Source organism: Enterobacter sp. IF2SW-B1 (assembly GCF_001743375.1).
Classification (GTDB): Bacteria; Pseudomonadota; Gammaproteobacteria; order Enterobacterales; family Enterobacteriaceae; genus Enterobacter; species Enterobacter bugandensis.
Window position 1 is genome coordinate 18,452 of sequence record NZ_MJAA01000002.1, and the last position, 12,580, is coordinate 31,031.

Here is a 12,580-nt window from a genome sequence, read left to right on the forward strand (position 1 = left end):
TGGTTTATGAAGAAGCTAACAGTTAACCAGGCTATCAGTCGCTACAACGCACTGCTGCGTAATCCTGTGCGTCATCTAACTGTGGGAGAACTTACGGCACAACGGATGTTGGCAGCACAAACATTGTTATTGCTTTGCATCCAACGTGGTGTAACGCGTCCTTGGACGATTATCAGTAGTCATGCAGAAATGGCGGAAACACTCGTTCCGTTCCGTATTAGCGATGCTGACGCATGGGCAATGTATCTCGACCTTAAGCGCGAGGTGCAAGATGCGAAGCGCTCCTAACGTTAAGCAGTTACCCAAAGATGTTTTTACTGAAGCCATTATTTTTGCTGGTGCTGACGCTTGGAGCCATGCAAAACATTGGCAGGAAGCTGTTGGACCTGCGGCTGGTGATAATACTCCACCCGTTTACCTTGGGCCAAAGCAGCTCGCTGAACTGAACAACTTGCGCATTATTGATGATGGTCGACGTTCTGCGCGTGTATACCTTGCTGGCTACATTGAGCCGATAAAGATCAACGCTATCGCTGAAAAGCTGGCTTTGGCTGGGGTTAAGGAAGCTCGGTTATTTAAAGGCATTTCTGACCGTGAGCCAGAAAACTGGAGCAACTATTTAACCAGGATTCGTGACGACCACCAGCGTGGCGAAAGTCTGGTTGAAATGCTGTCCGAACCGGTTCAATGTCTTCCTTTAAACAAGCCATTACCAACGCCAGGGGATATCTACCATCCAGACCACATAGACTGGAAACGCGATAAAGTTACGCAGGAATGGGTTTTCCATAAAGCAAAAGGCACGGCGGAAAATTTATCAAGGCTTATGAAGGCATATGGCGTTCGCGTTCGGTACAACGAGTTATCACGCGATGTTGAGATCAGCGTGAACGGCAACCTTCCGGCCGGAGACTTGGCGCGGAACGTGTCGCTGTCAAAGATTGAGGACATTTGCCGCATCAACGATTACCCGTATACAGCGGCAGCCAGCCATCTGGATAACTTAGCGTCAGCGGATTCATATAACCCCGCATTGGATTGGGTTAAATCTCGCCCCTGGGACGGTACCAGTCGTCTGCGTGAGTTGTTCGACTGCCTTACACTGGCAGACACAGAGAAAGCGGAAATCAGTTGGACGCTGTTCCGTAAGTGGTTCTTTGGTGCTGCCGCCCTGCTGAGTGGCAAAACCAACAAGTTTGAACACGTCCTGATTCTGGTTGACCCTATGGGTGGCCTTGGCAAAACGCGGTTCTTTAACACCCTTTGCCCTAAAGACTTTCAGGCTGACGGCGTGACCCTCAACCCGGATGACAAAGACAGCGTTTTGCAGGTAGTCAGTAAATGGCTGGTGGAACTTGGCGAGATAGGCGCGACGTTTAGCAAATCGGATATTGAAAGTCTTAAAGCGTTTTTGAGTAAAGACAAAGACGAACTGCGACCGGCCTATGCCAGGGCTGCTAATCGTTACCAACGCCGCACTGCTTTTTTTGGCAGCGTTAACAACGTGCAATTTCTGATGGATGACACGAACAACCGCCGCTTCTGGCCTATCCAAGTGGCTGCGGTGAACTACCAGCATAGTATTGACGTTCAGCAAGTATGGGCAGAAGCGCTGGCGCGCATTAACGCTGGTGAAACATGGCACTTAGATCAGCAGGAAAACCGTGTTATCGGTGAGCATAACGACGCGTTCCGCAGCAAGGATCGTATCGAAGAAATGATACTGGCATCATATGACCCAAGCGCGCAGCCAGGCCGCTACGTATCAGCCAGTGACGTGTTGAATGAAATTGGTGTGCTGAATCCAAAGCAGACCGATACCCGCAAGGCATCAGCACTGCTCCGTAAAATGTTCGCTCATAAGATTAGCCGTGGCTTGACGGTTTATCATATGCCGAGCGCTAAAGGCTTTCGCCATTTGGTTTCGGTTAATACTGAATATAAAGAAGGCCCATTCTGAGAGGATTACATGAGATACCAAGCTGAAATTACAATTTTTTGCGAAGGCAGAGATCCGTTTAGTATTCTTTTTAACGAGAAATTTGACAGTAAGATAGAGGCGTTTAACCACGGCCAGAAGCAAATCACTGACTTCACCAGTAAGACCGAAAAACGTGTGCTGCATATAGACTGCGATGTGGTTGAAGTGCCTGAAATTGGTAACGCTGAGATATTGCCGTTTAAAAAATAACAGTGTTGTGAAATCTTAAGCCCCGTTTATATATCGGGGCTTTTTTATTGGCTGTGTATGGTGACGAGTGGCCAGAAATGGTGGCCATTTTGCGCTCGCCACCACACTCGTCACCACACTCATCACCATCAATAACTCGCTGTTTATATTGAGTTTTCATGCAATATGGTGACGAGTGGTGATGATTATTGAAAAACAAACGTCAGGGGGTATAAACCTATAAATCACAACACCCCCACACATCCTATATAGAAACTCGCCACCACTCGCCACCACTTTTTCTTGTAAGCCAGGCGTGGCGCGTGTTTGAGCGTGGTGACGAGTGTTTTGACTCGCCACCACTCACCACCAAAATCACCGGGTCCTTCCCTGCGGCACTGCCTTGCGGGGGCATTACCTCCGCATAATTCGCGTTCTGCGTGCCACTCCAAAATCGATTTTATGATTAGGCTAAGTAAATCAGCAGCTTATGCCATTGTTATCAATGCCATGTAGAGAAACGGATTGATTTACATTGCAAAGCGAACACAGCCAACACAGATATAATTGTAAAGTTATGTAAATGAAGATTACGCCGGATTATGTCGGATGAAACCGAAGTATTCGCGATGATAACTTGTTGATTTTACATTGAAATCGCCACTTTGTGGCCGTTGTGTTCGGTGCCTTTACTGAGTACTCTCTCAATAAATCCACATAGTAATTGAGAGGCAATAAATGAATGACGTTCTTTCTGGACTTATTCGGTCAGCCCTGGAACATCAGGGCGCTCATCTGCGCTTTGATGGTAACGGCGATATCAATCAAATTATCCCGGTAGAGCCTGCCGCTGTTCGCTACCTGTCACTAAACGAAGTGCTGACGCCGAAAGCCGGTAGCCAGACCACGTTCAACGGCATCATTGCTGCGCGCTCATTGGTAGCTGCCGCTGGGGCTGAAATCATCCGCATCCCTGGCCCGATGACACAGCAGCCTGACATTGACGCCGAAGGCCGCCGCCGCCCACTGAAACAGCAGGAAGTGCCACGCCACTACATCGTTGTAGCGCCTGGTAAGTTCGCAGCAGTGGCCGATGATGCCGAAATCACCCTGAGTGATGCACCTTATCTGGTTGCCAGCTACGACGATGCCACTGCGCCATCCTACGGTATCGGCTACACCCTGACCCGTCAGCAATTGAAACACACCTTTGCTGACCCTGACACCGTTTTGCGTGCCGTCAACATCGCTATCGAGCAGGGCATTGCCCGCCTGGCTGACAGCGTTCTGCTGACCGACCTGAACACCAAAGCCGCGACACTGACCGACGACACAGTTGACGAAGTGGCGAAGGTTGCAGCCGCTAAGGGCTGCCGCTGGGCTGACCTTTCAGCCATCGCCGGAACCAGTGCTGCTGGCGTTACCTTGGGCGGTGACGGAACCCTGCGAGCCTGTGCGGTTAAGGCCGAACTGACCGACACCATTACAACAACTATTGTTGGCGATTTCAGCCGTGCAGCCGTGGCGATTGATGACGAACTGCGCGTAACCGCCAAACGCATCAACAACGGTGCCGTCGAGATCGTCGTATGGTGCAACGCACAGGCGTTGGTTCCGGATTCTGCGTACTTCTGGAAATACGGGGCTTAATCATGGGCTGGGGCATCAAGAAAGTGGCGGCGGAACGCGCCGCCTTATCGGGCGAAGTGCTGGCCGCCATTGAAGGTGCCGCCATGTACACGCGCCACGGCGATGATGAATCACCGCGCATCATCGTACAGCCAGCAGGCTACACCGGCTTTATCTACAGCGACGAAGCAGCAGAAAAGTGGGTTAGGCGCGCGTTTATCGAACTGACACCGCATCAGGTGGAACGTGCAGTTAATTATCTCGCCTCCCTGGTGCGGGAACACCACCGGGAGCAACAGCCAAAGCGCCAGCGCAATAATTGGGTGAACAGGTGGTGATTATGAGCAAAGAAAACGCAGCACGTCAGCATGTGACGGTTCGCCTGGCACCTGAACTGGTGCGCCAAGTGGAACGCGAACAAACAAAACTGGAGCGAAGAACAGGCATCCGCCCGTCACGCAGCCAGGTACTTGAAAAATTCTTGAACATAGGGCTGAACGGCAAGTAATGGCCAAAGAATGCAGGTTTCACCGGTTCCCTGTGCCCCAAATAACCGGCCAAATTCAAGTTTTGGCGCGCTTATCCTCCGCGCTGGAAGCAGGTTTGCGGTAATCCTGCGGGTAAGAAACCGCACCAATTCCACCCGGTCGCGCCGCACCGGTCACCTAAAAGCGGCGCAATCTTCCTTTCAACAATAATTGTTAGCGGCCAATACCATGAAAACTGAAAACCTATACGAACAAATGACCGAAGAAGCTCGCCTGCTGGCGAGTGAAACCAAAAGATTCCAGATCGTATCTGCGAAAAACCCTATCTGCCGCGAGGCTGCCGAACTGCTGGCAAGCATCAGAAACCGTTTAAACGCGTTTGAACACATGACGGATGAATCCGGGCTGGTCATGCGCAGCGCAGCCGAAAGCCACAGCGCCACCCTGGAACGCCAGCAAATCAAGGTTAAGAGATCTCCACGATTGAGAGCCATCAGCCCTGGTGAGCGTGCAAAGCGCCAGGCAATGAAGCGCGGCGCTCTGCTGGTTCGTGGGGTTTGATATGGCATCGACTGACATATATTCATCCCTGATGCAAGCCATCGGCGTGGCTGACAAACTCCTGCAACAGAACAAGAGCCTGACCACACAGGACAGACAGAAGATGAAGGCAATCAAAGACGGCCTGGCCGGATACAAAAACACGGCATTCACCCTGCGTGATTACACCGTTGGCGGTGGAGACACCACAACGCCAGCAAACGACAACAAAGCCGCATAATGGGGTTAGGCCATGATGACACGCATGAACCCCGCACGAAGCGATGACCCGGCAACAGTATGGGATGCGTATGTAGTGGCCGCCCTGCGAAAAATGCCCGTATGCACCACGCAGGAGGAAAAAGCCCAACATACAGAACTGCGCCGTAATGAAGCCCTGCAACTGGCCGCTGCCGCCCTGCGGGCTGCTGGCGAAAACTCCCTGGCAGAAAACCTACTCGATTAATCCATTTGAGAAAAAATCATTATGGCCAGCAATAAGCAATTGAATGCCACAATAACTATAGGGGGAGCCGTCAGCAGCAGCCTGAAATCCGCCTTTGGTACTGTGGCCAAATCAACGGAGAGGGTTGGCGGTGCCATCGCTGACCTGACCCGACGACAAAAAACGCTCAGTCAGTCAATTCAGACGTTTGGCCGCCAGGGTAAGGACGTGGACGGGATGCGCCAGCGTTATGCAGCGCTGGGAAGTCAGATTGACCGGCTTAAATCCTCATATGACCGCCTGAACCGCGTTGAGGCTGCCCGCGAACGAAACCTGGCTAAGCGTGAAGGGTACAAATCCGGCATCATGGGCACAGTGGCCCTTGGCGCGTCTGTGGCCGTTCCGGTCAGTGGTGGATTTTGACACTCCTGATGGGCTGAGGAAGATGGGCGATGCCATCCTGGAAATGTCAACACGCCTGCCAATGGCTGCTAACGACATTGGCAAGATTGTTGCCGCTGGTGGTCAGTCAGGCATTGCCGCCAAAGATCTTACCGCGTTCGCTGAATCCGCCATCAAAATGGGTGTGGCGTTTGATATCAGCGCGGAACAGGCTGGCCAGTCAATGGCTGAACTGCGTTCTGCTTTCCGCCTGACGCAGCCACAGGTAAACGTATTGGCTGACAAAATTAACTACCTGGGCAACAACACTGCCGCGTCAGCCAAAGATATCATGGAGATCGTGCAGCGCATCGGGCCGCTTGGTGAAGTGGCTGGTTCTGCGTCAGGTTCGATTGCAGCTATGGGCGCAACCCTGCGCGGTATGGGCGTGGCCAATGAGATTGCCGCCACTGGCATCAAGAATATGCTGCTGACCCTGACATCTGGCAAGGCCGCCACAAAAGCACAGGTGGCAGTGTTTAAACAGCTTGGATTTACTGCAACGCAGGTTTCAAAATCCATGCAGTTGAACGCGGATGAAACTATCCGTGTCATCCTGGCGAAGATTTCCAGACTACCTAAGCACGCGCAGGCATCCGCACTGGCTGAACTGTTCGGTAAGGAGTCAATCGGGGCCATCGCGCCACTGCTGACGAACCTGGACCAGCTACAGGGTAACCTTAAAATGGTTGGAGACGCTACCAAATACGCCGGTTCAATGAACAAGGAGTATGAGGCAGCCGCAGCTACCACAGCCAATCAGGTGAAACTGTTTAATGGCCAGGTTAACGCCCTGGGTGTCACCATCGGCAGCGTGTTGCTGCCAGCCGTTAACGGCGTGCTGAAAACCGTAAGCCCGTGGATTGGCAAGGTTGTGTCTCTGGCAAAAGAACACCCCGTGGTTACGCAGGCTATTGTTGGCACCGCTGGCGCACTGGCAACCCTGACCGTTGTAACTTACGGGGCCGGATTTGCTTGGACGTTCCTGAAAGGTGGATTACTCAACACCGTTGGTCTGTTTGCCCGCGTTGCTGCTGGTGCCACTCTGGCTGGCGCGGCCAACACTACAGCCGCAGCAGGCACAACGCTGCTTGGAACCGCGTTCCGGTTCGTAGGTAAATCCATTCTGTGGGCTGGCCGTGCGCTGCTGCTTAACCCGATTGGCCTGGCGGTCACTGCCATCGCCGGTGGCGCGTACCTGATTTACAAGAATTGGGAACCGCTGAAAAAATGGTTTACCGACCTGTGGGCAGACATCACCGCAACGTTTGACGCGGCGATCGGCAAAATTGTGGGGCTGATTAATAGCGTTGGAGAGAAGTGGAACACCTTCAAAACCACCGTTAGTGAAGGAGTTGGTGATGCCTGGAAGGGTACTAAACAATTCTTCGGCATTGATGACGACAGCAGCAAGCCAGCCGCTTCCCCTGGTGCGCCTGTGCTGGTGGCACCGGCTGCGCCGCAGATGGCCAACCGTGCTGGCGGAACGCAGATTACCACCAATGACAGTTATCAAATCAGTGTGCAGGCCACTCCTGGAATGGATGAAGATGCACTGGCCAGAAAGGTGGCGCAGCAGTTACGGCAGCAGCAATCTGTAAGGCAGCGCAGCATGATGACGGATGGCGTGCTAACACCATAAGCGTTGTCAGTACAGTTGCAACATAAAGCAAAGGGGCTGAAATAGCCCCTTTAGTTTCATACCCTTACAGCTTGACTTTAGTTCATGCCGTATTTTTTCAGTTTCTTACGCAGAGTACCACGGTTGATACCCATCATCAGCGCAGCGCGGGTCTGGTTACCGCGGGTGTATTGCATCACCATGTCCAACAGTGGCTGTTCAACTTCAGCCAGTACCAGCTCATACAGGTCATTAACATCCTGACCATTCAGTTGAGCAAAATAGTTCTTCAGTGCCTGTTTAACCGAGTCACGCAGGGGCTTTTGAGTTACCTGATCCTGAGAGTTAACGGTAGAAACGGTCAGTACGTCAGAATTTACGCGTTGTTCGAACATAGTTCTGTCAGCTCTTTATTTCATTACGCAAGATTTTCGAAGTATGCCTCCAACGCCTCCAGCTGTTCGCTGGCATCCTCAATGGCGTTGAATGTGCGCCGAAACTGGTCATCTGGAGCGTGCTCCTGGAGATACCAGGAGACGTGTTTACGCGCAATTCGGTACCCTTTTGCCTGACCGTAGTGGTCATGCAGTTCCCGAACATGCGAACAAAGCAAGCGCTTTACCTCTGCCAGAGGCAGTGGGGCAAGCAGCTCCCCAGTGTCCAGATAATGCTGGATTTCCCGGAAGATCCAGGGTCTTCCCTGAGCTGCACGTCCTATCATCAGAGCATCAGCTCCCGTATAGTCGAGTACAGCCCTGGCTTTAAGCGGGTCAGTTATGTCGCCATTCGCGATAATCGGAATGGAAACCTTCTGCTTAACTGCCCGAATGCTGTCGTATTCAGCTTCACCATTGAACAAACAGGCGCGAGTGCGTCCGTGGATGGTCAGGGCCTGAATACCACAATCTTCGGCCAGTTGGGCAATCTCTACACAGTTACGGTGTTCCGGCGACCAACCCGTGCGAATCTTCAACGTAACAGGAACGTCCACTGCGCTGACAACCGCCGTCAGGATAGCTTTCACCTGGTCGGGGTATTGCAGAAGGGCTGAACCTGCAAGCTTGCGATTCACCTTTTTGGCCGGGCAACCCATATTGATATCAATAATCTGGGCACCACTTTCCACGTTAATACGCGCGGCATCTGCCATCTCTTCAGGCACGCTTCCGGCAATTTGCACGGTGCGAATACCTGGTTCATCAATGTGCACCATCCGAAGGCGGGATTTATCGCTTTCCCAAACCTGCGGGTTAGACGACATCATCTCGGATACGGTTAAACCGGCTCCCATCTCATAGCACAGCGTCCTGAACGGCCGGTCGGTAATACCTGCCATTGGGGCTGCGATCAGGCGATTTCTAAGCTGGTGGTGTCCGATGCGCATGAGTTAAGAAATGACCATACTGTGACTGCAAGGCGGCGTATATTACGCATTTTTTGCACGAGATGAAAGGCCAAACTTTGAACAATCCACTGTTGTAGATCAAGGAATCGCCGCGCAATCTTTTCGTTTAAAATTATTCATTATTGAAATCATTGAGTTATGCGCTGATGGCTATTTTATGTGCGCTTACAATTTCCCGTAACTTCTCATCATTTCTGAATAAATGCGACAGATGAGCGGGATAATCTGCTGTTTTTAACAGCAGATTTCCCCACTTCTTTGCGATCTGCGTCGCATTTTAGAACATGATCTCAGGGCAAAAAATAGACGTTATTCGAGGATAACACGACCATGGAGGGACTGTACCGGCCGGTTATTATCGTGATGCATTGTGTGGGTGAATTTCTCGAGCTGCCCGGCGGAGACCGTCAGAGGATGCTTAAGCACGATCCAGGTGACGCCTTCTGAACACGGTGGCGTTGTCAGCGAGCCGCTAAAGCGCCAGTACGTTTTATCTTCCGGCAGCAGCTTATTCAGGTTGAGCTCCTGCTTGATGGAGATGTTCAGCTCAGCCTGCTGAGGCATGACGTCCCACAGTTTATCAAGTTCACGGTTCTCTGCCCCTTTGTCGAACATGACCGCGACCACCGCCAGTTCCCCCTTCGCATTTTTATGCACAAGGTGCATTTCCATCGCGTAATGCTTGCCGTGTACGGTGTTTTCGCTCGGCGCGTGGAAGTGGAACTGCTGTAATGTCCAGGTTTGCTTATCCAGCGTGATAGTGTCGCGAGTGTCGGCCTGCTCGCTTGCCTGAATAGTATGGCCATTGTTTGTCAGCGTCACAGGGCCGTCAACGTAGTGCGTTTGCAGCGGGGAGAGATGGGCGTTAGCGGTTGAATCAATATCAATGGGAGACTGGTTCATTCCACTGTTACAGGTCTTGTACGCTTCATCCAGTTCACCCCAGTGCTCCGGTGAACTTTCTCCTTTGTAGCTCCAGTGTGATGCGCATGCTGAAGCCGAGATCATGCTCAGCGCTAACAGCGCTGCCTTGCTATAAACGTGTTTCATAATATTCTTCCCGTGAATTTTTATTATCCAAATCAAAATTTATCAGTATGATTTGTGGGGCTATTTTACTGGAGGCAGGCCAGGGGCGGGAGGAATATTGAGGAGAAAAGGCGTGGTCAGAGGACCACGCCAAATGCTTATTTTTTACGACCGGTAATGCGGCACCACTCTTCTTTCTCGACGACCGGGTCGAGCGCAAAGAGATCGGCGTAGGCTTCGCAAACGCTCTCCGCCTGGCTTGCCAGGATGCCGGAAAGTCCCAGCAGACCGCCCTCAACCGGCAGCACGCTGATTAATGGCGCCAGTTCACGCAGTGGGCCAGCGAGAATGTTTGCGACCACCACATCGGCTTTCATGGCTTCTGGCTGCGCTTCCGGCAGGTAGAGCTCCAGACGATCGGACACGCCGTTACGCTCAGCATTATCGCGGCTGGCCTGAATGGCCTGCGGATCGATATCGATCCCGATGGCTTTCGCCGCGCCCAGTTTCAGAGCGGCAATCGCGAGGATCCCGGAACCGCAGCCGAAGTCGATCACCGTCTTACCTTCCAGATCCAGACCATCCAGCCACTGCAGGCACAGAGACGTGGTTGGATGGGTGCCGGTGCCAAACGCCAGGCCTGGGTCAAGCATCACGTTCACCGCGTTTTCATCGGGAACCTCGCGCCAGCTTGGGCAGATCCACAGACGTTTGCCGAACTGCATCGGGTGGAAGTTGTCCATCCACTCGCGTTCCCAGTCTTTGTCTTCCAGCTGTTCGATTTTATGCGCGAAGCCTGCGCCCAGCAGCGGATGGTTTTCCAGAATCGCCACCACCTCTTTCATGTCGGTTTCGGCATCGAACAGGCCGATCACGTCGGTATCACCCCACAGGCGCGTTTCGCCCGGCAGCGGTTCAAAGACCGGCGTGTCGTGCGTGTCCTGAAAGGTGATGGAGACAGAGCCGGCTTCCATCAGCGCATCGCTTAGCTCTTCGGCGTTCGCGCCGGTTGTGTTCAGTTTTAGTTGGATCCACGGCATGGCAAAACTCTTTATTTATCAGTAGAAATCATAGCGGGTTGTGGGGCGGGCTGACCGAAACGGTTCCCCACCACAAACGCCAGTAAACTTAGCAGTAACGAAGGCACAATCGGATGGAAGCCCAGATACTGAATCTTAAATGTCGCAAGGATGGCATACAGCACACCGCCAACAATCATCGCGCTCAGCGCGCCTGCAGCGTTCGCGCGTTCCCAGTAAAGACCTAATACCAGCGGCCACAGGAAAACGGCTTCAAGACCGCCAAACGCCAGCAGGTTCAGCCAGATGATCATCTCCGGCGGACGCCATGCAGCTAACATCAGCAAAGCTCCTAATACCAGCGTAATGACGGCAGACATCCGCTTCAGGCGACGTTCATTTTCAACCTGCTCAGGGCGCAGGTTCAGATAGAGATCTTTAATGATCGTAGCGGAACTTTGCAGTAACTGGGCGTTAATGGTCGACATAATGGCGGCCATTGGCGCTGCGAGGAAAATTCCGGCGGCGAAGGGCGGCAGCACTTTAACCATCAGCGTCGGGATCACCAGATCCGGCACGGTAAGGTCGGGGATCACCGCGCGCCCTAACGCACCTGCCAGGTGCATACCAAACATCAGGACCGCGACCACAATCGTCCCGATGATGATGCCCTTGTGAACGGCTTTACTGTCTTTATAGGAGATACAGCGCACGGCGGTATGCGGCAGACCAATCACCCCGAAGCAGACTAACACCCAGAACGAGGTCATAAAGGTCGGCGAGAGGATATCATCCGCGCCCTGCGGTGAAATCAGTTTCGGGTCAATCGCTTCCAGGGTTTCCACCGCATGAGTGAGTCCACCCGCGGCATGAACAATCCCCACCAGCAGAACAATCGTGCCGATGAGCATGACCATTCCCTGCAGCGTATCGTTCAGCACGCTGGCGCGGAACCCGCCAAACGCGGTATAGAGCGCGATGCTTACCCCGAAGATAAGCAGGCCTGTCTCGTAAGGGATCCCGGCCGCCGTTTCCAGCAGGCGTGCCCCGCCGATAAACTGTACGGTCATCGCGCCAATAAAGGCCACCAGCAGGCTTAAGCTCGCCAGCCACACCAGTAAGCGGCTCTGGTAACGGGCAAACAGCATGTCGTTGAGCGTGACGGCATTATAGCGGCGCGCCAGAATGGCAAATTTCTTACCAAGAATACCGAGGGAGAGCCAGACTGCAGGCAACTGGATCATAGCCAGCAGTACCCAGCCTAACCCGTACTTGTAGGCCGCACCGGGGCCGCCAATAAACGAGCTGGCGCTGATATAGGTCGCGGTCAGCGTCATTGCCAGCACAACGCCGCCCATCGAACGGCTGCCGAGGAAATACTCGTTCAGAAAAGCACCGGTCGTTCTTTTGCGCATGGCGTAAATGGATAAACCAAACACGACCAGCAGGTATGCGACAAGCGGCAGAATGACTTCAAGCTGCATCATCGTCCTCCAGCGGAATATCGCGATAGATGAATTTCACCATTGCCCAGCACAGCAGGATAAACACCAGCGGTACCAGCAGGCAGGCCATTTCGAACCAGTGCGGCAGGCCGGTGATGCCAATAGCGGAGTCAGGTAAGTAAGCAGTTACTAACCATGCAGCAAGATAGAGAAGGGTCAGCCACAGCGCCCAGCGCGCTTCTTTATGGGCCTGAACAAAACGTTTGTCCATTTTTTGTCCCTTGTGGATGCAGAAAGCGGGGATTGTACATGATGGGGCTTTGCGATCCCCAGAAATAAAAAAAGGCC

General features: G+C 52.9%; 17 protein-coding genes. 11 read left to right on the top strand and 6 right to left on the bottom strand.

Translation table 11 applies throughout. The features are described from left to right. Positions 1–6: 6 nt before the first annotated feature. The 11 genes from A6013_RS04410 to A6013_RS04450 all read left to right on the top strand — a co-directional run bounded on the left by A6013_RS04410 (position 7) and on the right by A6013_RS04450 (position 7,355). Positions 7–288: a hypothetical protein gene (locus A6013_RS04410; RefSeq protein ID WP_047054300.1), complete on the top strand. Its 282-nt coding sequence runs from the start codon at positions 7–9 to the stop codon at positions 286–288. Beyond that, a complete protein-coding gene (locus tag A6013_RS04415; protein ID WP_083264067.1) occupies positions 272–1,960 on the top strand; it encodes a VapE domain-containing protein in 1,689 nt (562 codons plus the stop codon). The genes A6013_RS04410 and A6013_RS04415 overlap by 17 nt, the downstream gene beginning before the upstream one ends. A gap of 9 nt (positions 1,961–1,969) precedes the next feature. After that, complete coding sequence (locus tag A6013_RS04420) at positions 1,970–2,191, top strand: hypothetical protein (RefSeq protein WP_069732634.1); 222 nt, start codon at positions 1,970–1,972, stop codon at positions 2,189–2,191. Between the two features lie 717 nt (positions 2,192–2,908). Then, entirely contained in the window at positions 2,909–3,820 is a 912-nt protein-coding gene (locus A6013_RS04425; protein WP_069732635.1) for a hypothetical protein, read from the top strand. 2 nt (positions 3,821–3,822) lie between these two features. Beyond that, a complete protein-coding gene (locus A6013_RS04430) occupies positions 3,823–4,137 on the top strand; it encodes a hypothetical protein (RefSeq protein WP_069732636.1) in 315 nt (104 codons plus the stop codon). A gap of 2 nt (positions 4,138–4,139) precedes the next feature. Beyond that, on the top strand, positions 4,140–4,307 hold the full coding sequence (locus A6013_RS27255; protein ID WP_164883211.1) for a hypothetical protein: 168 nt from the start codon (positions 4,140–4,142) through the stop codon (positions 4,305–4,307). A gap of 208 nt (positions 4,308–4,515) precedes the next feature. Next, positions 4,516–4,848, top strand: coding sequence for a hypothetical protein (locus A6013_RS04435; RefSeq protein ID WP_069732637.1), 333 nt, complete (start codon positions 4,516–4,518; stop codon positions 4,846–4,848). 1 nt (position 4,849) lies between these two features. Beyond that, positions 4,850–5,068 (top strand): hypothetical protein, encoded by a 219-nt coding sequence (locus tag A6013_RS04440; protein WP_069732638.1) that lies wholly within the window; start codon positions 4,850–4,852, stop codon positions 5,066–5,068. Between the two features lie 12 nt (positions 5,069–5,080). After that, positions 5,081–5,293 carry a hypothetical protein gene (locus A6013_RS04445; protein ID WP_069732639.1) on the top strand — a complete coding sequence of 71 codons (213 nt, stop codon included), beginning with the start codon at positions 5,081–5,083 and terminating at the stop codon, positions 5,291–5,293. 21 nt (positions 5,294–5,314) lie between these two features. Next, positions 5,315–5,695, top strand: a complete 381-nt coding sequence (locus A6013_RS27500; RefSeq protein WP_254677879.1) for a hypothetical protein — start codon at positions 5,315–5,317, stop codon at positions 5,693–5,695. 43 nt (positions 5,696–5,738) lie between these two features. Continuing rightward, positions 5,739–7,355, top strand: coding sequence for a phage tail tape measure protein (locus A6013_RS04450; RefSeq protein ID WP_254677880.1), 1,617 nt, complete (start codon positions 5,739–5,741; stop codon positions 7,353–7,355). 77 nt (positions 7,356–7,432) lie between these two features. Here A6013_RS04450 and fis read toward each other — a convergent pair whose 3' ends face one another. The 6 genes from fis to A6013_RS04480 form a co-directional block, all read right to left on the bottom strand. After that, positions 7,433–7,729, bottom strand: a complete 297-nt coding sequence (gene fis / locus A6013_RS04455; protein ID WP_000462905.1) for a DNA-binding transcriptional regulator Fis — start codon at positions 7,727–7,729, stop codon at positions 7,433–7,435. 23 nt (positions 7,730–7,752) lie between these two features. Further along, entirely contained in the window at positions 7,753–8,718 is a 966-nt protein-coding gene (gene dusB, locus A6013_RS04460; protein ID WP_008502861.1) for a tRNA dihydrouridine synthase DusB, read from the bottom strand. Between the two features lie 330 nt (positions 8,719–9,048). After that, positions 9,049–9,789, bottom strand: a complete 741-nt coding sequence (locus A6013_RS04465) for a carbonic anhydrase (protein ID WP_069732640.1) — start codon at positions 9,787–9,789, stop codon at positions 9,049–9,051. Positions 9,790–9,926: 137 nt separating this feature from the next. After that, positions 9,927–10,808, bottom strand: coding sequence for a 50S ribosomal protein L11 methyltransferase (gene prmA / locus A6013_RS04470; RefSeq protein WP_028014613.1), 882 nt, complete (start codon positions 10,806–10,808; stop codon positions 9,927–9,929). Positions 10,809–10,819: 11 nt separating this feature from the next. Continuing rightward, entirely contained in the window at positions 10,820–12,271 is a 1,452-nt protein-coding gene (panF, locus tag A6013_RS04475) for a sodium/pantothenate symporter (RefSeq protein WP_028014612.1), read from the bottom strand. Next, on the bottom strand, positions 12,261–12,503 hold the full coding sequence (locus A6013_RS04480) for a YhdT family protein (protein WP_006178860.1): 243 nt from the start codon (positions 12,501–12,503) through the stop codon (positions 12,261–12,263). The genes panF and A6013_RS04480 overlap by 11 nt, the downstream gene beginning before the upstream one ends. Positions 12,504–12,580: the final 77 nt, after the last annotated feature.